The 24,194-nt window shown below is 42.9% G+C and carries 16 protein-coding genes; 8 read left to right on the top strand and 8 right to left on the bottom strand.

The genetic code is table 11. The features are described 5' to 3' along the window. Positions 1 to 180 precede the first annotated feature (180 nt). Positions 181 to 1,212, top strand: coding sequence for an RluA family pseudouridine synthase (locus tag EZ437_RS17965; RefSeq protein ID WP_131597450.1), 1,032 nt, complete (start codon positions 181 to 183; stop codon positions 1,210 to 1,212). Positions 1,213 to 1,223: 11 nt separating this feature from the next. Beyond that, a complete protein-coding gene (locus EZ437_RS17960; protein WP_131597449.1) occupies positions 1,224 to 2,063 on the top strand; it encodes an aminotransferase class IV in 840 nt (279 codons plus the stop codon). On the opposite strand, the gene fmt is transcribed toward EZ437_RS17960, so the two are convergent. Further along, on the bottom strand, positions 2,058 to 2,966 hold the full coding sequence (fmt, locus tag EZ437_RS17955; RefSeq protein WP_131597448.1) for a methionyl-tRNA formyltransferase: 909 nt from the start codon (positions 2,964 to 2,966) through the stop codon (positions 2,058 to 2,060). The genes EZ437_RS17960 and fmt overlap by 6 nt on opposite strands. A 77-nt stretch (positions 2,967 to 3,043) precedes the next feature. Between fmt and EZ437_RS17950 the strand changes: the two genes are divergently transcribed. The 5 genes from EZ437_RS17950 to EZ437_RS17935 all read left to right on the top strand — a co-directional run bounded on the left by EZ437_RS17950 (position 3,044) and on the right by EZ437_RS17935 (position 7,507). Continuing rightward, the gene (locus EZ437_RS17950) at positions 3,044 to 4,129 is read left to right on the top strand and encodes a DNA topoisomerase IB (RefSeq protein WP_131597447.1); all 1,086 of its coding nucleotides are present in this window, start codon (positions 3,044 to 3,046) and stop codon (positions 4,127 to 4,129) included. A 628-nt stretch (positions 4,130 to 4,757) separates the two neighbouring features. Beyond that, complete coding sequence (locus EZ437_RS17945; protein ID WP_131597446.1) at positions 4,758 to 5,357, top strand: GDSL-type esterase/lipase family protein; 600 nt, start codon at positions 4,758 to 4,760, stop codon at positions 5,355 to 5,357. 124 nt (positions 5,358 to 5,481) lie between these two features. Further along, positions 5,482 to 5,631 (top strand): hypothetical protein, encoded by a 150-nt coding sequence (locus tag EZ437_RS21680; RefSeq protein WP_165500468.1) that lies wholly within the window; start codon positions 5,482 to 5,484, stop codon positions 5,629 to 5,631. A 92-nt stretch (positions 5,632 to 5,723) separates the two neighbouring features. Beyond that, complete coding sequence (locus tag EZ437_RS17940) at positions 5,724 to 6,542, top strand: SDR family NAD(P)-dependent oxidoreductase (protein WP_131597445.1); 819 nt, start codon at positions 5,724 to 5,726, stop codon at positions 6,540 to 6,542. Positions 6,543 to 6,616: 74 nt separating this feature from the next. Further along, positions 6,617 to 7,507 (top strand): helix-turn-helix domain-containing protein, encoded by an 891-nt coding sequence (locus EZ437_RS17935; protein WP_131597444.1) that lies wholly within the window; start codon positions 6,617 to 6,619, stop codon positions 7,505 to 7,507. 43 nt (positions 7,508 to 7,550) lie between these two features. Here EZ437_RS17935 and EZ437_RS17930 read toward each other — a convergent pair whose 3' ends face one another. The 3 genes from EZ437_RS17930 to EZ437_RS17920 form a co-directional block, all read right to left on the bottom strand. Beyond that, positions 7,551 to 8,045, bottom strand: a complete 495-nt coding sequence (locus tag EZ437_RS17930) for an SRPBCC family protein (RefSeq protein ID WP_131597443.1) — start codon at positions 8,043 to 8,045, stop codon at positions 7,551 to 7,553. 118 nt (positions 8,046 to 8,163) lie between these two features. Further along, on the bottom strand, positions 8,164 to 9,216 hold the full coding sequence (locus tag EZ437_RS17925; RefSeq protein ID WP_131597442.1) for a response regulator: 1,053 nt from the start codon (positions 9,214 to 9,216) through the stop codon (positions 8,164 to 8,166). Then, positions 9,213 to 10,463 carry a PAS domain-containing sensor histidine kinase gene (locus tag EZ437_RS17920; protein WP_131597441.1) on the bottom strand — a complete coding sequence of 417 codons (1,251 nt, stop codon included), beginning with the start codon at positions 10,461 to 10,463 and terminating at the stop codon, positions 9,213 to 9,215. Before EZ437_RS17920 ends, EZ437_RS17925 begins: the two co-directional genes overlap by 4 nt. Before the next feature lie 289 nt (positions 10,464 to 10,752). Here EZ437_RS17920 and EZ437_RS17915 point away from each other — a divergent pair, with 289 nt between their 5' ends. Then, positions 10,753 to 12,972 carry a PAS domain S-box protein gene (locus tag EZ437_RS17915; protein ID WP_131597440.1) on the top strand — a complete coding sequence of 740 codons (2,220 nt, stop codon included), beginning with the start codon at positions 10,753 to 10,755 and terminating at the stop codon, positions 12,970 to 12,972. Between the two features lie 22 nt (positions 12,973 to 12,994). Here the strand turns inward: EZ437_RS17915 and EZ437_RS21675 are convergent, their stop codons facing one another. The 4 genes from EZ437_RS21675 to EZ437_RS17900 form a co-directional block, all read right to left on the bottom strand. Continuing rightward, a complete protein-coding gene (locus EZ437_RS21675) occupies positions 12,995 to 13,153 on the bottom strand; it encodes a FeoB-associated Cys-rich membrane protein (RefSeq protein WP_165500466.1) in 159 nt (52 codons plus the stop codon). A 109-nt stretch (positions 13,154 to 13,262) separates the two neighbouring features. Continuing rightward, positions 13,263 to 13,478, bottom strand: coding sequence for a hypothetical protein (locus tag EZ437_RS17910; protein ID WP_131597439.1), 216 nt, complete (start codon positions 13,476 to 13,478; stop codon positions 13,263 to 13,265). A 22-nt stretch (positions 13,479 to 13,500) separates the two neighbouring features. Beyond that, positions 13,501 to 14,772, bottom strand: a complete 1,272-nt coding sequence (locus EZ437_RS17905) for an exo-beta-N-acetylmuramidase NamZ family protein (protein ID WP_131597438.1) — start codon at positions 14,770 to 14,772, stop codon at positions 13,501 to 13,503. A gap of 113 nt (positions 14,773 to 14,885) precedes the next feature. Next, on the bottom strand, positions 14,886 to 24,185 hold the full coding sequence (locus tag EZ437_RS17900) for a Tc toxin subunit A-related protein (RefSeq protein ID WP_131597437.1): 9,300 nt from the start codon (positions 24,183 to 24,185) through the stop codon (positions 14,886 to 14,888). Between the last annotated feature and the right edge of the window lie 9 nt (positions 24,186 to 24,194).

The raw sequence follows: 24,194 nt of genomic DNA, 5'->3' as shown, positions 1-24,194 counted from the left end.
ATAACATTGGTATTAGGTAATAAATGGCATCTTATCAAATAACAGGCCAATTTCTTTTTATAAAAATGTTCTTGTTAAAAGATTAGTTTTGCAAAATGAAATTATCCCGCTTTGTAAATATAAAAACAAACAAATTAAAGACGGTTAATAATTTCTTAATATTAGACAAACAGAAATTTAATGGAAAACTTTAGTAGCACGCAGGAACAGGAAGATCAGGAACTGTATGAACATCTGAACATTGTTGTTGATAAAGGACAGTCTTTACTGCGGATAGATAAATTTCTGATGCACCGGGTAGAAAATGCTTCACGAAACCGCATCCAAAATGCCATAGAAGCAGGAAATGTACTGGTCAATCAGAAAACTATTAAGGCTAGCTATAAAGTAAAACCTGCAGATGAGATCTCCGTAGTATTTCCGCATCCTCCCAGAGACACTGAAGTTTATCCGGAAGACATCCCGCTTGATATTGTGTATGAAGATAGTGACCTGCTGGTCGTGAATAAACCTGCCGGAATGGTAGTTCATCCCGGGTATAACAATTATACCGGAACCCTGGTAAATGCGCTGGCATTTCATTTTGAGCAGTTGCCTCAGTTGCCGGGCAATGAGGGAAGGCCCGGCCTTGTTCACCGCATAGATAAAGACACATCAGGATTATTGCTGATCAGCAAGAATGAAATAACCATGACTAAACTGGCAAAGCAATTTTTTGATCATACCATCACCAGAAAATATGTAGCCCTTGCCTGGGGTGATGTCGCTGATAATGGTACAGTTACAGGTTTCATTGGCAGAAGTCTGAAGAACAGGATCGTGATGGACGTATACGATGATGAAGAAAAAGGTAAGTGGTCGGTAACACATTATGCCGTGCTCGAACGTTTAGGCTATGTAACTTTAATAAGTTGCCAGTTAGAAACAGGTCGCACACATCAGATCAGGGCACATATGAAACATATAGGACATCCACTTTTTAATGATGCAAACTACGGTGGAGACAAAATAGTTAAAGGAACCACCTTCAACAAATACAAGCAATTTGTGCAGAATACCTTCAACATCCTACCCAGACAGGCGCTTCACGCACAAACTTTAGGGTTTATTCATCCCAGTACCAAAAAATATATGGAATTTGAAGCGCCTTTGCCTCCGGATTTCGATGCGGCTTTAAATAAATGGAGAAATTACATCGTGCAACCGCAATAGTCAGAGGATAGATGCAAGAAACCTATATTTTACACAACGATGAGTTCATCGCTGCCGGCCAGCCTGTACTAACCTCGCAAAACAGAGGTTTCAGGTATGGTGATGGCCTTTTTGAATCCATGCGCATGATCAATGGGAAACTTAAATTCCCTGCACAGCATGCCGACAGGTTGCAGGGTGGCATGAAAGCCCTTAAAATAGAAGGTGGAAATCTGCTGGACGAGTACTTTTTGAAGCAAAAAACGGCCGAGCTCTGCAGAAAAAACAAACTAAAAGACAATGCCCGGTTCCGGCTTTCTATTTACCGTGCCGGTGATGGACTGTATACCCCTGAGGGCAATAAATCTGGCTATATATTAGAAGCCTCCGCATTGGCAGAGCCAACTTACGAACTCAATAAAAAGGGCCTCATCGTAGATGTATACGATGAAATGGCAAAACCGATAGATAAGCTTTCCAACTATAAGACCGCTAATTCCTTGCTGTTTGTAATGGCCGGTTTATACAAAAAGCAACACCAGCTAGACGAAGCATTCATCCTCAATCAAAACGGTTTTCTCTGCGAAAGCCTGAGTTCCAATGTGTTTGTAGTGTATGACAAACAGATCTATACGCCTGCATTATCCGAAGGATGCATAGCAGGAGTGATGAGGGGTGTGGTTATGAACATTGCCAAAAGCAATGACATCCCGCTCATAGAAGCACAGATCAACCCTGAAGTCCTGAAAGAAGCAGAAGAGGTATTCATTACCAACGCAGTAGGAGGAGTCAGATGGGTGATGGGGTATGGGAGAAAGCGTTATTTCAACGAAGTAACTAAAATGCTGAGCACAAAATTGAACCAGCTATAGCCGCATTCCTCTCAAAAACTCGTCAACCTGCATGCGTTTTTTTCCTTCATACTGAAGGTCTGTAAGTTTGATGAAACCATCTTTGGCTGCAAATTTTAAGTATGTTTTGCCGTCTGTCAGAAAGCCACCAGGAGCGATGCCCGGTTCTTTATCATCCAGTTCAGCCCTAAACACTTTCAGCGTTTTGTCATTGAGTTTTGTAAAGGCTGTAGGGTAGGGGCTTAGTCCCCTTATCAAATTATAAATTTTCTGCGCTGGCTGGTTCCAGTCTATTGCGCAGTCCTCTTTAAAGATCTTTGGTGCATGTTTTAGCTCATTACTTTGCGGCTGAGGCTGCTCGGTATAGTCATTCGCGGCTATTGCTTCAACAGTGCGCACCAATAATCCTGCACCCAGGTCCATGAGCTTATCATGCAGTTCGCCCGCCGTTTCATCTGGTTTTATACTTGTGCTTTCAGAAAAGATCACATCGCCAGTATCAATTTCATGTTTTAAGAAGAAGGTGGTGGCGCCGCTTATCTCTTCACCGTTAATGATGACATGATTGATCGGTGCTGCTCCGCGATACTGAGGCAATAAGGAGGCGTGAAGGTTGATGGTTCCCTTTGCAGGCATATTCCACACTATTTCCGGAAGCATTCTGAAGGCTACTACTACCTGCAGGTCGGCACCTATGGTTTTAAGTTCCTCAATGAAGACCGGATCTTTAAGTTTTAGGGGTTGCAATACCTTTATTCCTTTAGAAACTGCATATAGTTTTACTGCACTTTCCTGCAATTTTTGTCCTCGGCCGGCCGGCTTATCTGCGGCAGTTACCACTGCGGCCACATTAAATCCAGCTTCAACCAGCGCATTGAGTGAGGCAACAGCAAAATCGGGAGTACCCATAAAAACTATTTTCATATGTCTTTGTTTGAGATTAACAGTAATGATGCGACTGCAAAATAACTAAAATAAAACGCATATTTTACTCACACCATATGGTACAGACCTTAGAAGAAATAAAATCAAGTGGACTTACGTACGCAAGTGATAGTCAGCCAGGGATCTATAGAAAAGGCAAGCCCGGAAAATTTCATTATGAAAATAAAGACGGGGAGCGTATAAAATATGAAGACCAGTTGGCCAGGATCAAATCGCTCGTTATCCCACCGGCATGGACCAACGTATGGATTGCAAACAGAAAAAGTGCTTACCTGCAGGTTACCGGCATGGATGCGGCAGGGCGGAAGCAATACAAATACCATCCCGACTGGACTTCAAGAAGATCTGAGAGCAAATATTTCCGTCTGCTTGAATTTGGAAAGGTGCTTCCCTTGGTGAGGAAGAGAATTCTGAGAGACTTGAGAAGAAAGGAATTTGATGAGCAGAAAGTTTTAGCAATTTGCATGCAGGTCATGCTAAAAACCCTGATACGGGTGGGCAATGAATCGTACAAGCAACTATATGGTAGTCATGGACTTACTACGCTTTCCAATAAACATGTTAAGATCACGGGAAACCAGCTGATACTAAACTTTAAAGGCAAAAAGGGTGTACAGCAAAATGTAAATCTGAACGATAAGACGCTGGCAAAACTGGTTGAGAAGTGCAAAGATATTCCAGGTCAGGATCTTTTTCAATATTATACGGAAGGCAAGGAACACCGCCCTATAGACTCCGGCAGGATCAATGCTTATATTAAAGAGATTACAGGTTCGGACTTTACGGCAAAAGATTTCCGCACCTGGGGTGGGACACTGGAGGCTTTGAGACAGCTGGCCATCTGCTCTGATGATGTCAGCGACAAGCCTAAAAAGAAAGTCATCGTAGAAGTGCTGGATTGTGTGGCTGGCAAACTTGGCAATACCAGGGCTGTATGCAAAAGTTCCTATGTTTATCCTTTGCTGCTGGAAGCTTTTGAAAACGACCAGCTGGGCAAATACCTTAAAAAGGTAAACACCAAAACTTCGGTGAGTAATATGGCATTGGAGAACGATGAAAAGGTATTGATGCAGTTTTTAAAGGAAGCTCAGAAGGCAGGGGTTAAAGTTAAACAACGGGCAAGAAGCAAGCGTGCTGCCTGATCTGGCTGCGTAAATGATTCGCTGACCTCTGTAAAAATATACCGGCAGAAATAACTAACTACTATTTGAAGTTTTAAACTTCATTTCATCCCATTTTTTTAGCCGTTCTACTTCTACATTCCCATCTGCGATAAATGCATTCAGAATGGCAACGGGGTTAAATTCAATGATGTTGTGGGACCTACAATTCCTTTGATAAATTTTCCATCTAACCTTGCCATATTTATATTTTTCTCTACACTAGTCCTTTCCCTCCCTTGCATAAGTCCTGCACCTTATACAGCAGCTTTTGCCCAATGAGTTCGGTATGTCTCCGAATTTTTATGGAAAAAGGCGGGCTCAATGCGGACTGAATGCGGGCTCACTCTTAACCCATATGCAGGGGAGAAGAATTTTGCCTCTGTTTGACTTACTTAAAGTTATATTAAATGCAGGATAGTTGTTAATGATGAATTTTAAAAAGAGAACTTTAACTATATTGTAACCCGTGTATGGGAGATATGGTCTTCACAAGATTGGGATTTGTCTGAACTGTTTTTCTACTGCAGGATATAATGCCGTCGCGTTAAAGATAATTGAAGAAGGTCAACATACGTTATACGGTTTCAAATTCACTTAATTAATACTCATGAAAAAAACATTATTGATCATTTCGGTAATTATAAATATTGCACTAATGGCTTGCTTAGCGGCAACATATAAAGACAAGATTAAAAATGCTCTTGTTGATAAATACTCAGTAGTCTTTTTTGGTGATTCTTTAACTGCAAATGGTGATTGGTCAAAACTTACCGGCAACAGTGATACTAGGAGATCTGGGTTTCCAGGATTTACTTCATCACATCTTGTATGGTTATTACAAGACAATGTCATTAAGTATAATCCGGATACTTGTTATATAATGGCAGGTGTGAATGATGTTGCGGTAGGAATACCACTCAAAAGGGTACAAGAAAACTACAGCAACATTGTAGATTCATTGCTATCTTATGATATTTTTCCTGTAATACAAAGTACACTTTACACTTCCAACGATAAAAACAATGTTTTGATTGATTCTCTGAATCAATATTTGATTGTATTGGCCAAATCGAAGGGAGTAAAGTTTCTTGATGTGAATAGCGTAATGTCGAAAAACAAACAAATCATATCAGCATATTCTACAGATGGTGTTCATTTAAATAAAACCGGATATAATAAATGGGCCGAATATTTAAACTCGAACTAATAAATATAAATTGGCATCACTAAATATATATAGAGGATAGCGTCTCCTTCGACAAAATACAAAAGCCATTTTTATACTATTTCTTTTATTTTAACGTTCTAATTGTATCTAAATTCATATTCGTATGTCTATCTATCTAGAATTCCCCGCAATTGAAGATTATCCGGTATACATCCCCTTGGAACACATTGTCACAATCATTCCCGAATGGATCGTAAGCTCATTTCAAAGCTGCTCGCCAGAGTCAGGTTTGTTGAGTACGGAAGAGAAATAGCACCATGGAAATGTGCTATTCATTCAGGGTTTTGTATAAATCATCTCCACTATACTGACATAGATTTGTATTGTATTTAAAACAATATAATCATGTCAAAAATAATTCTAATTACCGGAGCCTCACGGGGTTTTGGCAAAATATGGGCAAGAGCCCTTTTACAACGCGGCGATAAAGTAGTAGCGACCGCAAGAAATTTAGCAGACCTGACTGATCTGGTGCAGGAATTTGGGGAAGCCGTTTTTCCTGTCCAACTGGATGTGAATGATCGCGCAGCTGCATTTGCTGCGGTAAACAAGGCAAAGAATCATTTCGGTCGTATCGATGTGCTGATCAATAATGCTGGTTTTGGACTTTTCGGTGCCATAGAAGAGACAACCGAGCAACAGGCGCGGGCGCAGATGGAAACCAATTTTTTTGGATTGCTTTGGGTTACCCAGGCCATTGTCCCAATTATGAGGGCCCAGCAAAGCGGACACATTATCCAGGTATCGAGCGTGCTGGGTTTGGTTGCATTACCTGTTTTGGGCTTGTATAATGCTTCAAAATACGCAGTCAACGGTTTAACAGAAACCCTGGCGACAGAGGTAAAAGATTTTGGGATCAACGTAAGTTTAATCGAGCCAAATGGATTCTCAACAGATTGGTCGGGTGCTTCAGCTTTCCAGACAGAAGCCATGGAAATTTATGCGCCGGTTAAAAAGGCATTTGCCGATGGGGCACCTGCAGATACCTGGGGTAATCCGGCAACTACCGCCGACGCGGTTTTGTCATTAATAGATGCTGAAAACCCTCCTTTACATTTCTTGTTGGGTAAAGTGGCATATCCTATGGTTAAGCAAGCCTATGCAGAGCGACTGGCCGACTTTGATAAATGGGAAGCGATTTCTGTTGCCGCCCACGGTCATTAATAAATCAAAAAAAATCGAAAATCACAGTCTGCACCAGTAATTGTGTAGATTGTGATTTGTTTTTAAAGTAAGCAATGAAACATTATAAAAATCTGAGCGAATTGCACCGTGATAATGGCTTTACACCGCCAGAAAATCCTTTGTTCAGCATCTATCAATGCAAGCATGATTGCCAAATGGGCGACCGCGAATTTACCAGTGACTTTTACATGATCGGTTTTAAAAAGGTAAAAGCAGGTAATATTTTATATGGCCGCACCAAATATGACCATGAAAGTGGCTCGATGATGTTTTTTAGGCCAAGGCAGCTGATTGAAATGAAAAATCTGCATTTGGAAGAAGATGGCTTTCTCATTTATGTACACGATGATTATTTGAATGGACATTTGCTGCACGATGAAATCAAAAAGTATCGTTACTTTGATTACGAAACCAATGAAGCGCTGCACCTCTCGCCCAAAGAAGAGCAAACGGTATGGGACCTGTACCATAAAATTGAAAGTGAGTACGCCAATAACCAGGATGAGTACAGCCGGGAAATTATGCTGGCCAATCTGGATACAATGCTCAAATATGCACAGCGGTTTTATAAAAGACAATTCCTTAACAGGGCAGTAATTGCTGGTAAGACTATAACGAGGTTTACCAACGAAATAGACAAGTATGTAGCGGGTGGATTACTTGGCCAGAAAGGCTTACCGACGGTGCATTACATTGCTGATCGATTAAATATTTCTGCAGGTTATTTAACAGATCTGTTGAAACAGGAAAGTGGAAAGACGGCATTGGAACACATCCACATTTATTTAATAGCCGAGGCAAAAAATAAGTTAATAGGAGAAGATCAATCCGTTTCTGAGATTGCTTATGCACTGGGCTTTGAAAATTTATCCTATTTTTCCAGGTTGTTTAAAAAGGAAGTGGGGATGAGCCCGAATGTTTTTAAGAAGCAATTAATTGCTTAATTACCATTTCTGCATTCCTGTTATAATATCATGCGCAACAACCTTAATTATTTATCATGATACCAAGTTTCTTGTCTTTGTTACGCAGGTCGATCCCCCCCTCGTAAACTGACTTTAAATTATGTAAATAAAAAGCCCAGCCACTTGAGCATCCCAACCGAATGTGCTGCCTGGAATTGTCATCCTGGGGGATATTGTGGTGACGTAGTTCCACAATCACGTATTCATCGAGCATACTCAATTTGACATCTACCACACTTGAACCCTCAAAAGTAAACCGGAGAAAATCTTTTCCGTTTGTACTAAGGATTTCTCCCTGCATTGGGGTCGCATCAAGATACCAGTACCAATCGTAGTGAGTACCGGTTTCCGCTGGCTTAGTAGATTCTGACAAGTTGCCTGCACTATCCTGAAAAACCACACGTTCCAGGAACCATTTTTCTAAGCTGGACGCTACTGTCCAGGCCTCATAAATTTCAGAGAGAGAAGATTTAATAGCTATGCGCTTTGTAAATGACGTCCAGTCAAAATCTTTCATTGTAAAAAGTTTAGATTGCAAGAGTTATACTGCGGTAAGAGTAAAGATAATAAACAAGCTTGAGATAGCAGACAAAGTAGTTTTCATAGTGACGACTTAAGCTAATATAAAGGCATAATTAATTTTTCATTTTTGAAAGCTTTTCAAGATCAAGGATCGTAATGTTTGTCCCTTGCCGATCGATCAATTTTTCATCTCTAAAGTCTGTTAATGTTCTGCTTACCGTTTCTGTCGCTATGCAAGACATTGCAGCTAAATCTTCCCTTGAGATAGAAAGATGATCATTTTTAATAGTTTGCTGACGATACAAACGCAGAATGGCTCCTGCCATTTTTTTTCTTACAGAATTGTAAGCTAGCTGGAGGAGTTGTTCTTCTTTATCCTGGTTATCGCGAGATAACAGATGAATAAATTTTCTGGCAACATCTGGATATAAATTGAGTACTTTTTCCATCTCCTCACTTGGAATCATGCAGACTTTACAGTCTTCCATAGCTGTTGCAGTATCAGTATGCGGGCTGTTACTCAAAACCGCATTTATACCGATGTAATCACCAGCGGCATACATGCCTGTCATCAGTTCTCGCCCGTCCTGTGACAACTTGATCGTTTTTACTCTTCCTTCTATTAACAGGTATAAGGCCCGGCCTATTTCTGATTCATAATAAATGATCTGATTCTTTCTAACCTCATGATTCCTGTGGCCTTCTATGAGCTTCGCGAATTCAGCCAGGCCGTCTGTTTTGGAAATGAGCACTTTAAATTCATTGGTTTTATTTTGTTGCTGAAGTTCGGTATAGGCTTTTTTTCTAAGACGGATTTCAATGGCATTGAGCAATTCCATGTCATCAAATGGTTTGGTTAAGTAGTCATCTGCTCCCATTTCCATTCCTTTGCGCAAATCGCTGTGATTTACTTTTGCTGTGAGAAAGATGAAGGGAATTGTTGATGTTTCTGCATACTTATTTAGCATATGCAATACGCCATAGCCGTCAAGCTGAGGCATCATAATGTCACATAAGATGATGTCCGGCAGGTGTTTAAGAGCAGTTTCGACCCCAATTTTTCCATTGTCAGCTTCATACACCTTATAGTTGGCCATCTCAAGGATCTCAACAACGTTTTCCCTTATGGCATCATTGTCTTCTATGATCAGTATTTTCTTGTTCATATTATAGGAAATGTAAGGATGAAAAGCGTGCCCTTATTAATTCTGCTTCTAAAGTCTATCTTACCCTTCATCAGGTCTGTATACCGGGAGAGAATACTCAAGCCTAGTCCACTTCCGGATATCTTACCGGTATTATGAGCCCGAAAAAATGCTTCAAAGAGATGCGTTTGATCACCAATGGGTATTCCAATACCGTTGTCGCAAATTCTGATGGTACAATTGTTATCATTGATTTTGGTATAAAACTGTATCTCACTTTCTTCTCCGGAGTATTTGATGGCATTATCAATGAGTATGACAATGCAGTTCTTTAAAAGATTTTGATCCAGTTGAATGGCCATTTCTGGTCCTCTGTGCTTGTATATTATTTTTTGCTGACCCTTCAATGCAATTTGCATTTCATCTGTAATTTCACCGGCCAGATTTGCCAGGTTAAATTTATCCTGCTTGGTATGAATTTTTCCACTGTCGAGCTTTTCCAGGGAAAGAAAGTCATTCAGCATTGCTGTCACATTTAATACTGCCTCTTTTATCTTTACCACATGCTTTCCTATATTTTGGTTTTCGTAAGGAAGCGCGTGACGTTCGATTAAGGAAGCGGACAATTGAACCAGACTCAAAGGGGTGCGAAATTCATGAGAGGCTATAGAAACAAACCTGCTTTTGAGTTTGCCGAGTTCTTTTTCTTTGTCTAATGAAAGATTGAGTTCCCTTTGGGTTTGCTCAAGGACACCTACTGTATCCCTTAAATGCTCAAGGGACAGATTCAGCTCTATTTTGGTTTGCTCCAAAACAGCAACGGTTTCTCTTAAGGAAAGTGTGCGTTCCTGTACCTGCTCTTCCAGCATCGAGGCATAGTCCTGTAACTTGGATTCGGCTTCTTTTTCCCTGCTCAAATCATGAATAAAGCCTGCATAGATGATTCTCCCCGAGTATTTAACCTCACTTACGCCAAGTCTAAATGGAAACTGGGTGCCATTTTTTGTCAGGCCTGTCAATTCTCTTCCTATCCCAATTATACTGGCTTCTCCTGTTTTCTTATACCTAAAAAGGTAACCGTCATGATGTGTATGGTCGGATTTAGGCATAAGGATAGAAATGTTTTTTCCTAAAACTTCCAGTTCTGTGTATTTAAAAAGTTTGCAGGCCGAGGGATTTATCGATTCAATTATTCCATATTCGTCTATGGTAATGAGACCGTCTATCGCATTATCGATAATCGCTTTGAGCAGAACAGCTTTTTCCATAAATTATTGATTTACAGATTATCTCAATCCGTACCTTAAAGATACAATCCAAAGCCAGCATTGTTTTTATAATGTTTTTCAATCTATTATCAGCACCTATGATTACCATCATTATTTTTAATGGGTGTTGTCATTTCTGGAAGGTGATCATTTGCCTACATTTGATTACTTATGAATAAGTTGGGAATTTACCAGGTTGCCCGTTTTGCTGCGCCTAATAATTGGCCGGTAAGATTCACCCATTTCAATTGCGTATCTTTGTACCTGATCCATATATATCGATCAACCGATGGAAAATCTTTCAAGATTAATTAAAAATATTATATCAATATCCCCGTTGCCTATGGCAATCGTTGATACTAATATGCGCTACCTTGCGGTCTCGGAAAAATGGACCCTTTTCTATAAACTGCAGGATGTCCAATTGATTGGCAGGTCGCATTATGACATATTTCCCGAGATCGGGCAGGACTGGAAAGACATCCATTCCCAATGCTTGCAGGGAGAAGACCAGAGCAATCCCAACGACAGGTTTGAACGTGCCGATGGATCTAGCATGTATCTCAAATGGGAGGTCAGGCATTTCAGAGACGAAGAGGGGAAGATCGCAGGCATGATGATGACTAGCGAGGATGTATCTAAAAACACCGGAACTGTGATCAACGAAAACAGATTCCAGCTTTTTATGGACCATTTTCCCGGACTGTGCTGGATCTCCGGAGCGGACCATTCCCTTAAATATGCCAATAAGTGCTTCTATGAAACCCTGCGCCTGACCAAAGAGATCATCGGTAAAAAGAGTGCAGAGATCTTTGGGCAAGATATTGCCTCGGCGGCAAAGACCAGAGACGAGCATGTACTGGAAACGGGCCAGGGGATTGAATTCCAGCAGACTGCAAGGGATCAGCAGGGGCATCCGCGCGTCTATAAGATCTACAAGTTCCCCTTTGTCGATTCCAAGGGAGAAGGGAACATGGTCGGTTCCATTGCTTTTGATATTACCAAGAGCATGCAGATGCGAGAAGAGCTCGACAAGAGCGAAGCCCAGTTCAAGCTGGCCTTCGAACACTCGCTTATAGGCATGGCGCTGATCAGTCCAGACGGTCATTGGAAAAGGGTGAACAAAAGCCTATGCCAGATGCTGGGCTATTCCGAGGGAGAAATGAAATTGTTATCTGTACACGAGCTTACCCACCCTGATGACCGGGAAAATAGTATGGCCATACTTAACGAACTCAGCTCTGGAAGCATCGAACGAACCAAGTTTGAAAAGCGCTATCTCCATAAGAAGGGAAACATCATCTGGGTTATCATAGCTGCCACCATGCTATATGATAATGAAGGGAGCCCACTGTACTATGTTTCCCAGATCGAGGATATCACCAAGCGTAAAGAGATCGAGAATGACCTCATACTTAGTGAGAAAAAATACCGGACCATCTTTGAGAACGTCCAGGATGTATTCTACCAGACCGACCAGAACGGAATGGTAATAGAGATCAGCCCATCAATCGAAAAATATTCTGGATATGCACGGGAAAAAATCATCGGAAAACCCGTGGCCGATTTTTATTTCTATACCCACGATAGGGAGCGAATCATCGAAAGCCTTCGCACCAACGGATTTGTGATTGATTTTGAGGTCAGGCTGAAGACCAGCGACCAAGAACTCCGGTATGCATCTGTCAATGCAAGGCTAGTGATAGAAAACGGGAGCGTTATTGCCACCGAGGGCAGCATGCGGGACGTTACTGCCAGAAAATTCCAGGAGAATACGCTTAAGGCACTTAATTCAGAACTCACCGAATCAAACCAGCAAAAGAACAAGCTACTTTCGATCATCGGACATGATCTTCGCAATCCCATAGCAGGAAGCCTACAATTGCTTGACCTGACAATCGATGATTTCGAATCAACCGATCTCCAGGAGCTGAAATCTTATCTTTTGGCTATGAGGCAGGAGCTTTTCAATGCCAATAACCTCCTGGAAGACCTGCTAGACTGGGCAAAATCGCAGTTCAATGCGGTTATCTTTATGCCTGTGCAAATTGATGACATCCAGAAACTGGTTGACAAATGTATAAAAACCATTCTGCCGATGGCCGCCAAAAAGCAAATAGAAATCACCTTTGATCTTCAGGAGGGCATTTCCCTTGAAGCGGACAGCGCAATGCTGGAGACCATCATTCGTAACCTCATGTCCAATGCGGTAAAGTTCACCCCAGTTTTTGGCAAGGTGTCATTTTCAGCAATGGTAAACGAAAAGGGAGCAAAATTTTCTGTAAAGGATACAGGTATTGGCATCCCCAGGGAAAAAATCGCCGTTCTCTTTGGACCAAGTACATTTACGACTTTTGGTACCCAAGGGGAAAAGGGTACTGGACTTGGCCTTGGCTTATGCCATGATTTTGTTGCAAGGCACAAGGGACAGATTTGGGCAGAAAGCGAAATAGGAAAGGGCAGTAGTTTCTTTTTTACAATTCCTGCAAGAACTATCCAGGATAAATGAGGTATGATTCCGTTTCCGTCACCTAAATATGATCTGTGTCGTGTTTTTCCGGTTTTAGCTCAGACTGGATCATTTCATTTTCATACTTCTTTTTATCTTTCCTGTTCCTGCGGATCAGAAAAATAATCAGCCCAATTACCGCAACCAGCACCAGGCCTACAAGTGGATAGTTTATTTCCATAATCAACTTATTAATTTCAAACCAAATTCACTAACACTAGCGTAAAGATACAGCATCTTCAGAGCGTTAGATCCCACAATTAATTGTTTAACAGTTTGTTAATAAACAACTACAGCTTTTTCGGTGGCTGTTTCACCGAATGCACAGGCTGCTCGCTTTCTTCCCTTTTTTTAGCAGGGTTTTTAAAATCAGCTTCTTCCTGCTTATAAACTTTGTCTTCTGCCTGCTTTACTGCTTTATCGCCCGAAGGCACTTTATCCTTAGGGATTTCCTCACGATAATTACTGCTGGGATTGTCATTTTTCTTTTTCGGGGCGCTATTCATAAGGCTTTGTTTAATGATACAATTATGGATACAACAAATACATCTTGCGCATTGTTTTATACTTGCTCAGGCCAGGCTGCCAGCTTGCCCTGATTTCTTTTTCAGATGCACCCGCAATGATCTGGGTTCGGAAATTGGAAACTCCGATGAGCTTTTCAATGGTGCCCATTTGGTTACTGAGCTTGCTATTAAAGAAATCCGCCTTATTGGGTGATGCCTTGTAGAGCGCTATGATCCAGGACAGGTTTAACTGCTTTGTCTTTCTGAAGTTGTCCGTATCGTAACTCCTGAGATCCAGTCCATAACACACCTGGTTCATAAATAATGGTGTTTCTGCCATTCCTTTGATGCTGGTAGGGCTGAAGGTGAAGTCGTATTTTCCTTTCAGAAAGGGCGAGCCGATTACAGTAAAAGGAAACTGGGTGCCCCTGCCATGGTTCAGATAAGTCCCTTCAAACAGACAAGTAGAAGGATAAAGCAAGATGGACTGTGCAGTATTCAAATTTGGCGAAGGCTTTACAGGCAGCACATATGGTGTGTCGTGCGTATAGTTGGCCACCTTGATAATTTTAAGCTTACACTTTAGCTTATTGTCCAGCCAGGCTTCTCCGTTCAGCATCTGGGCATATTCGGCCACGGTAAGGCCATGTACAATCGGGATGGGCTTCAATCCTATGCCCGATTTATGCTGGGGTTCCAATATAGGTCCGTCTATGTAAAATCCATTTGGATTTGGCCGGTCCAGTATCATGACCTCTTTGTTATGTGCTGCACAGGCCTCCATTACATGTTGTAAAGTATTGATGTAGGTATAAAAACGAACCCCAACATCCTGTATGTCAAAAATCATGATGTCTACATCAGCGAGGTCTTCTTTAGTAGGAGTGGCATGCTTGCCATAAAGCGACACAGCCTTGATCCCTGTTTTAGCATCTACATCATCAGCTACATGCACTCCTGCACTCGCATTGCCCCTGAAACCATGTTCCGGCCCAAAGATCTTCACGATGTTCACTCCCAGTGTCAGCAGGCTGTCTACAGAGGTCTGATTGCCGATGATAGAAGTAGGATTCACTACCATGCCAACGCGTTTACCTTTCAGATAAGGTACATATAAAGCGGTTTGTTCGGCGCCTGTGAGCAGCTTAGCAGCAGGTTTATCAATGTTCTCCGCTTTTACTTTGTACGGATTTGGTACGTTTGAATTGAACTTTATTTTGGTAGCAGGACCACAGGCCAGTAACGAAACTGCCAGCAGTACTGAGCTAAAAAAAACAGGTGTAGATGTGATCATGTCTTTTTGATATAGTATGTTATCAACAAAGCTAATGAAAAAAGGTTACGCATATTGCACAAAAAAGGGCGTTCTAAAAATCAGAACGCCCTGCTTTATTTAAATTATTCCGGTTACAGACAGGTATACTTAACTACCATCATCAGCTCTTCCAGATTGGCAGTGGCAGCCGAGAGGATAAATGGCGTATCCCATTCAAGGTCAGAACTTAGGCCCCGCACGATCTTCAGTTCATCTATCCGGGAAAGGTTCAATGCAGTTCCATCTATGCCGACAGGGAAACTTGCCGGATTATTGCTCAGTTTGCCTACAAACATCACTTCAGCAATTTCAGTATCCATCAGTTGCACCCAATACGGGAACCTCGATTTCTCGATGTTGATTTCCACCTGTCCGTTGGCCTTCAGTCTATGCCATTTGTCCTGCAGCTCGTGTTTCATATTGATCGCCAGATGCAGACCATCCTGACCCAGTCCTTGTCTGATGGCGTTGAGCTGATCTTTTACGACTGCATTTGCCGCCATTTTCATAGACGAGCCGCCTTCTCTGGCTGTGTACCTTACATGAAGAATTATATCAGAAATGGTACTGTAGTCAAATTGTTTTACTTCAGTTGGTAGTTCTATCCGCCATCCGCTCACTGCACCTGCACCTTCAAACGGCAGGTATCTTTCGTCTTTGAAACTTAACTCAAATACCCCGCTGTCATTTTGTGAACTGCTGGTCACGACCGACTGGATCGCTCCGCTGGTATAATTGAAGCGTTCGTCATTTCCAGGATCTTCTGCATATCCTGTTCCTGCCAGGTTATCTGCATTGGTATTCTTCCTGAACTTATTGCTCACTAGCGACATTTTTGCGCTCACAGAAGTGTAGGGGCCTGCTATACATGGAATACTCATGCTTACAGATTTTAGCCTTCTGAAATATTGCCCAGGATTATCCAGGTCGTACAGCACCTCGGGAATTTCAAAATCGCAGATGCCTGAAGCTTTAAATCTGGCGAGTGCCAGCGGATCCAGCTGTGCCAGCGACACATGTTTGGTGATTTCATACTGGCGTTTGTTTTTGTCCAGGTAGCCTGTTTCCATTCGCTTAATGTCATGGATCAGCTGGTCTGCGCTTTGCAGCCCCTTTTTCATGCTGTCCCAGTAGCCATAGGAGATATATGTATCATCATTGCCCAGTTCAAACTTATAACATCGCTCTGCTTTCTTGGCAAAATCATGCGCCAGCTGGTAAGATTTAAAGTAAACGGAACTGATCTGTCCGACCATCCAGTCGTACAATTCCTTGTTGGTATACTTACCGCGCATAAAATCGTCAGTTTTCTTTGCATTTTCAATTTGCAGTTCATGATTTCTAAGGTCTGTCTCTGCAATTTCCTTGCGGATCTCTGCTGCTGCAATCTGCTTGTCAATAGAAGCAAGTTCTTTACCGGCCAGACGTTCCTGAAGTTTCCAGTCGGCATACCTTCTGTCATACCCGCCCAGTGTAGAAGCTCTGCTGGCTTCATAGGAAGACATGGTGCTTAGAATGTTTAAAATATCAGCACCGATACTGGTGGCGGTCGATATGGCCGATCCGCCCAGCTGCATCACTACCTGCGGAGAACCACCGAATCCGGATGCCCCCACGTGAAATTCGGGGATCATCCTCAGCGCGCCGGCCACCGTACGGACGATCTGCGATTGGAACTGATAATCGTTTGCATCTTTAAGCTTATCCAGGTTTAACTGCTCTTTTGAAATGATCTTCTCGATGCCGGCATAGTATTTCTGACGTTCTTCGGTGACCTTTTTAGTCCGCTGCAATACCTCTATCTGTTCTTTAGACTCGGTTATCTGTAGTTTTTTAATGTCTTTGACCGCATTGAGCACTTTCAGTTCCAGTTCATTTCTCAGCAATCCCAGCGATTCTGAATCTCTTTTTTCCAGCGCCTGTAGCAATGAGCTGCCCAGCGATCTGATTTCCTGGGTCAGTTCGCTTGCTTTTTGCGACATGATACTGAACCTGTAGTATGGGGTAGGTGCATTCAATCCAGCTATTACAGACGAAAGGTCCAATCCTGAAGCTGCGGCCCGAACCAGCATGGCCGGATCGATAGGAGGGGCAAACAAAGCAAGGCTCCGTTCTATGCCATCTATATTCTGACAATGCCTGATCTTAAATAATCTGTCGGCCACCAGGTTCCAGTATTCCGTCATTTTTTCGTTGTGCGGGATGCAGAAGTACAGCATCGAAAGCGTGATTGGCGGAGCGGGCAGTTCATCACCACCCTCAGGCAATACAGTCAGGTCAGGCAGGATATTTTCCAGCTCTATCAGCGCATTGCCAAAGTTGTCCAGCTTGCCTTCAATCTGGTTGTAGGTTTCATAAGGTGGTTTTACTGCCGGGCTTACGATCCTTGGTTTTGGTCCGAGTAGTTTATCGGCCAAGATGTACATCTGGGTAGCTTGTGCTATGGATTCCATGGTGTCCTGTCTGAACAGGTAATCACCCCATTCTACCAGGTTGTCTATGTATTTCATTAGCAGGGCCTTTTGATAGGCTACCGGTCTGAACCTTGCGATCACATCGGGCCTGAACGGTTTGTTTCTCCATTCTTCAATGGCAAATTCAAGCTCTTTGATCTGCGGGTTGGATGCATCGGCAGTGCCGTACATTAGGGTGTCTATGCGTTGTGCTACATAATCGGTTTCCTGGTTCAGGTAAAAAGGCTTGGTCACCCAATACTTTTGCACGCCGTTGCCCGGAAGGGCACCTGTAGGATTAAACATATAATGGAACCAGGTTAGCGCCTCTTCAAAACGCTGGTTCTTGGTCAGGCTGCCTGCAATATGAAGCGGAACCCTGAAGAACAAGTCCCAGTTATACACGCTGTAACTCCCGTCACTGGTAAAATCGATGTCCTCCACAGGAAATGAAGGGGTTTGTGTACCGTCTGGATTCTTAGCCAATGTCTGTGGGACCATGTAGATATTTGGCTCGTAATGCGCAGCGAAATTAAAGCCAGTCTTTTTGAGCTGTGTATCACGTTTCATCAGCGCCGGAATACCGTCTTTATAGAGAATGCTCCTGAGTGCGCATACAAGCGGATGGTACATGTTCTTAAACTGCTCCCCATATACCAATCCTTCAGCATCTCTCAATCCTTCTAAAAGCTTATCAAAGTCGGTATTGCCGGTTTTTCCGATCAGAAAGTTCAGTACAAAATCCAATGCTTCATATTTGGAAAGCTCTGTCAGGATATCCTGGAAATCTGCATCGGTGATCACCACCTGAACGGCTGCTTCCAGATCTGCAGGTGGATTGGTCTCAAACTCGAGGATTATTTTCTTAACCCAATTGATTACTGCATCCATCAGTTTAAACACATCAGAGGCTGTCCTCTTTTCTACATCGGTAAAGCTGTAGTCGGTCATATTTGTACCCCGTTTTAGCTCTTTCCTGTAAAATCCCGGAATCACCACATAGGCATGTTTGCTGTCCTCTTTAAAATAGGGAAGGAGCGTTCCCAGCGGGAGCTTAAAGCCTTGCCTTTTGTATGTAGAAGATTCTTTATTTAAGATCAGTTGGAACAGCTGATAGATCAATGCGATCAGGTCAATGTTGGTAAACTGGTGCGGATAGGAGATGCGGAATTTTCCCGGTGTTTTATTCAATAACTGAAGGAATGAAAATTGCGAAATGCCGTTTCGTACCGCCAGATCGTCGGGCGCTATCTGCACCAGTTCCTGGTAGCGCTGCGCTTTAAACTCAGCATCTTTAAAATCGGGCAGAAAGTCAGGGAAACCTGCATTGCCCTGGAATACCAGCTCAGGGTAGCCTTTGCAGCCCGCGATATTAAATATACCATTGATGTTGTGGTAATCGTCACCCTCCCACGTACTGCTGAATATACATACCTGATCGGTTGGCTGTGAATAGATCAGGTTGTATTTGTCTTTTACAAAATAGCTTTCATCATTGGTGAAGTCATTAGGCGTTAGCACGGCATCCCGGGATATTTTTTTTGGCTGCCATTTTTTGTTGGTGTATTCACTGATGGCCAATTGGATTTTCAGTTTGCGTTTAGGCTTGTCATTGTCTACATAACCACCCTGATCTGATGCTGCAGGCACTTTAGATTTCTGGTCGGGATTGGCTTCTTCACTAAACATTGGCCAGGCCAGGTGCAGCCTGTTGTTCCTGCTGAATGCCAGCAGGTGGTCACCATTGATGTCCAGTTCCACTTTCTCCCATGGTGTCCAGTAGCGCTCGTTCTCAAACCTTCTGTAGTAATAGATGGAAGGTTCGCCGCCTTTGGTGCGGGCAAAGACATGCATGTTCTGCGTAGCCGTATCATACCAGGTGGCCATGACTTCCAGGAAGGCAATGTTGTCGAGTTTTTCGAGATATTTCTTAATGGCTTCTTCGGCGGTATCATTGGTCAGTTCATTTTGCTGCAGCTCATTGATAAACTCAGTGAGGAGGTATGACTTCTCATCGCTCAGCGTTACATCGTAGTAGTTTTCGGGATATAAGAACACTTTGCGGTTTGCTTCCCATACGCGGTAGTTCTTCATCCATTTCCATTGGTCCCAGCTTGGATCTTTGTCCATATCAGCAATTGCATCCGGTTCCAGTCCCATCATGCAGCGCTGTACAAATAGCTGTATGCTGTTATGTGCCTGGACAATTCTTGACGAAGGCATACAAGCTTCCATCTCCACGTCGACCAGGAAGTAATCATACAGGTCGTTTTCAGACTTGATCTCTGGGTTGGTAGCCAGCAAATAGGTGATCAGTGCATCTCTTTTTTGCGGGCGTACTTTGTCCATCACTTCTTTAAGTGTACTCAGCCAGGTGTCTTCATCATACCTTGATTTGAGACTGGTCCTCAGGTCACTTACCTCTGCCGCGCCAAGAGCCGGGCGGATGTATCCCTTGATCTGCGCTACGGATGCATCCAGCATCCTGCCCATTTCTGCAGCCTTGAGTACACGGTCTATGTTTGCAGATTTTGCATAGTTTGCAATGTCAAAAGCAGCAAACAGGTGGGCATCCAGTTCTTCCAGGAATGTTTTGTCATATGCGGTCAGTAAAGATAGCGCATCAAAGAAATCATTGCTGCTGGCCGTTCCTGCAGGTAAGGCAAGCAAATCTGCCAGGCTGAAAAAAGAAACGGGTTTTTCCGCATCCAGCGGATTGGCAACAGGGCCGAATTGCCTGGAGAAGGCTACTATTTTAGCAAAGTCCAGGTATTTTGTAAAACTGGCGGCGGACTGTCCGCTCTCAAATGGAATATCGTCCAGTTCCAGCCATTGGATGGTAGCGCTTGCATTGTTGCTTAAATACCATTGTACCTCTGTTTCGCTTAGTTTGAAAGCATTGACCAAGGGGAATAGTTTGTACAGCAGTTTAATAGCCAGGTATTGATCTGGATAATTGGTAGTGTCAATGGTATTGTCGAAATTATCTGTAAGTAAGGTAGATACAGGGTCGGTTCCGGGAGCGGTTTTTTTTAATAGGGCATACTTCAAAACAGGAGCAGCGATGGACAGGTCTGTTTTGAATGCCGCAGCAATGGTCTGTTCCAGCAGGGTCTTTTTGCCAATACTGATCTGACGATCCGCTATGGCATCCAGCAATTCTTTGATAAGGCCTTTCTGTTCATTACTGGTATCTGCACCTGCGGCAACTACGTTCAATGCATCGATAGCCGCGTTGATTTTTGTTCTGCTGATCGTGGCATCTAGTTTCTCATCTATAAATGATTTGGCATTTGCTGCCGTTGTCCATTCTTTGCCCAGATAACCAACGATGGTTTTGACATCTGCTTCCGTTACTCCCTCAAGTCCTGAAAGTACTGCAGTCAGTGTTTCGGTTTGCTCTTCGGCATTCAACAAAGGGTTGTATTTTGAAGAATTTTGCGTGATTACCGCTTTGTAGGCTGTTTTCATCTTATTGAGGATTTCCTCAATTTTTTCGGTTTTAAGCTCCCTGTCGGCCAGATTGACTGCTTCATGGTTCAGTAGGAATTTTACCTCAGTAATCTTTAACGGTGAGTTTTTAAAGTCGCCGGCAAGTGCAATAAATTTAAGCATCTCTGAAGGAGAAGCAGTGCTGTCAATGCCTGACAGTTCTTCAAGCAATGCAAATTCTTCTGCTTTCATTTTTAGCTTTTTGATCAGCCGGGATGTTGCAAGGAGCTTACTTAAATTGGCATAATTTAGATTGTTATCAGGCAATAAGGGAAAGAGTAACTCCAGGTCTTTTTGTTTAAATTGCAGACAGGTGGCCAGTATGCCAGTATGGTCACTCAATGGCTGGCTGCCTGTTATGTTCTGCGGCAACAGTCTTTCATCCAGGACACCGTTTTTTGCCTTATTCAGAAATATCTGATGATAAAGTGGTTTTGCCGCATCTTCCAATAGGATCGTATGCGGAATATCACCAAAGCATCCTGTTAGTTCCTCTATCTTGATGCCGGTTTTATCTGATATTGCTTTTATTTCTGCAGCTATGATCAGAGATGGATCACCTAGTAGCCCGGCACCTAAATTTGCTTGTGAAAGGATGGCATCAAGCACCTCAAATTTCCATCCTGTCTTTTTCTGTAAGCGCAGGAAACGATGGATGCGGTCCAGCACATCCAAATCAATATTGGCGATCTCCTTTTTTGCGGTGTCGCAGGATAGGTCATTGTGACGGATGAAAAGATCTCCGTTTTTATCGATGAAGCTCAGCTTCAGTAAAAGGTTAAGGTCTTTATAACTGATACCCGTTCTGTCCATGAACTGATCGGCCTGTTTCATATAATCCAGCACATTGCCCGGAGCCGGTACATTCCAGAACCCCTGTTGGGCGGCATTGTTGTTTGGAACGGGTGCAGCCACAATTAATTTGTATTCAGCTTCCGTTAATCCAAGTCTTTCTGCTGCAATTGCTTCATTAGCGGGATTGCCTGACTTTTGGAAAACCTCCATCAGCTCCGGTCTTCCTATATCAAAACGGTTAAAATAAGCTTTTCCCTCTACGTGGTTTAGGTCGAAGGGCAACTTGAAGGCGTAGTTTTTATTACGCAGTTCATTATAAGCTTTAATGTTTACATATTCCGGAGCGGCATCCAGTTCTTCGGCGGTCGACAAGGTCTGTCTCAGCCTGTAGATTTTATAACTGTTGCCACTGATGTTCACAATCTTGCAAACTACTTTTGTATCCCTGAGGTAGTGATCCAATGTATCGGAAGACATCAAGGCTGATTCAGTTTCATGGATCAGTGCATTAGCCGTCACCGGCAATCCTGCAGTTTTTAAAGCGCTCAATAAGCTGGCAGAGATTTTCCCTTTGAAGGCGTCTGCTCCATCAGCCAATGGGCCTGAATAGTTAATGCCCTGATCCGGTGCTATTGTTTCTTCCAGCAATTCACAAACAAGGTCAATGTATTTTACAGGCGTATTTGCATTGGCGCAGCCGAGGTCTATGTCGCCCAGATCCGGTCTCCTGTTAAATAGTATACTTTTGGCATTTCCGGCCACCACACTTCTGTTACCTAAAAATTCCAGGATCTCTACCAGGTAGGCTGCCGGACTATACACTGATCTGCAGTGCTCACATGCGCAGCTGTCGGTCAGCTTAAACAAGGATTTTAAATTTGGGAAGTCCTTGCTCACGGCTTCTAATTTAGCTGCCAGCGTAGTAGTTTCAAAAGAAGCCACATCCATTACACTCATGCTGTCCTGCAGGTTGCCCAGCAATAACATGGCGCCGGTGTTCTTTGCTTCCGCTTTGCGGTATACATCGGAAGCTTCTTTTTTACTGAGTCCGGCTTTTGGGCCTATTTCATTAACAAATTGTGTCTTTCCCAGTGCTACAATACGCTGCGCAGAATGGATGCGTTCATTGTGCAATGCCATAGTTTTACCGTAATGGGGCACCAATTTAAATATCCGCTGGATGGACTTTAACGCTTCCTTAAATTCCCCGCTCTCTCTAACTGATACCTTGTTTTCTTTCAGATAGCGGTCTAAATTGTCTTTTGTCAGATCAAATTTTTCTTGTTTATTAAGGAAGGAAACGATTTGCTCCTGACCTTTAACTACCTTTTTTTTCTCTCTTTCCAATTGAGCGGTAAAGGCCACCGTAGGGAATTCCTTTTCAAGTTTTCTTACCACAGCAGAGGCATAAGTACTGATGGCCTGTGTGTCTTTTAGGTCTTTATTGCCTTTGCTGAGTTCTTTTACCCATTCTGCCTTATTAAGCCGGGCCAGTTTCCTGATGTCCTCAGGTTTTTTGATGTCCCTCAGTTTGGCAGCGTTAAGAACGGCCTCATTACCAAACCCAAATAATTTACCTAGCGCTATATTGGCTTTGGCTTCTTTTTCATCTTTTTTTGATGCAAAGAATGCAGGATCAGTAACTTTCTCAAAAAAACCGTTCAGGTCATTTTTATTGTCCGCAAAGAGCTGTTGTATTTCAGCCAGCTTTCCTTTCTTCAAAAATGAAGCAATCAGGCTGATAGCTTTCTTTGGATGTGCTTCTTTATAGTATTCCTCTGCCTGTTTACGGTATTGAGATAGGATCTCCAGATTTCTGGAGGCTAATTTGGCAACTGATTCTGAAACAATTCCTTCAGATACTGCGGTCTTAATATCTCCAATAACCTTCTTCTGATCCGCCAATGCTGTGTCAAAGAGCAGCGTTTGCAGGTCGTTGTCCAGGTCAATAGATAACCTGACGCTGCCAGTTTTTAATAAATCATTGGAAAGCAGCGTATCTTTTCTGAACAAAGCATAAAAGAAATCTGCATCTATTTTGGACAGTTGCTGCAAGCGGTGGGCCAGCGCCAGGTATTCAATTTTTTGTACAGATACTTCCAGTTCCCTGGATAGAAAGGTTACATCCTGCTGTTCATTATTTTCTACCAGGTCGGCAATGATGACGTCGTTTGCCAGGAAGGAGACATCATTTCGAAGTCTTTCAAATTCCGAACCTTCAACAGGAATTGCCACGCTGATCGTCACGTTGATCTCTTCTCTCCTGCCGGCATTGAACTTCACATCTGCCAGGGCTGATTTAAAGAGCTCGTTGCCTTTGATCTCTTCGGTTGCAAGTCCGCCTCGTTTCTGTAGCGCTTCAGCTTTTTCCAGCTCTTCAGGGCTCATCGGACTAATGCGCAGGTTGTTCTCCCCACTAAATACTTTTACTGCCAGATCGGCTGTTTTTTTACCTCTGTCGTTAACCTGTTCCTGGGTCCAGTAGACTTCATATTTTCCCTGGCTGTCGGTTTTGGCCCCCGTTATTGCGTGCCATTGTCTCATATCTACATCATATATTACTACTGTCAGGTTTGCCAGCGGGCGACCGCTTTGGTCGGTTACTTTACCAAAAACCGTATTTGGACTTTGGGTTAGGATGATTTTTGCCATGATTTTTTG

The sequence above is a fragment of the Pedobacter psychroterrae genome (genome assembly GCF_004331695.1).
In the GTDB taxonomy this organism is placed as follows: domain Bacteria; phylum Bacteroidota; class Bacteroidia; order Sphingobacteriales; family Sphingobacteriaceae; genus Pedobacter; species Pedobacter psychroterrae.
The sequence above is the reverse complement of the archived record's forward strand: the minus strand, read 5'-3'. Positions and strand labels throughout refer to the sequence as shown.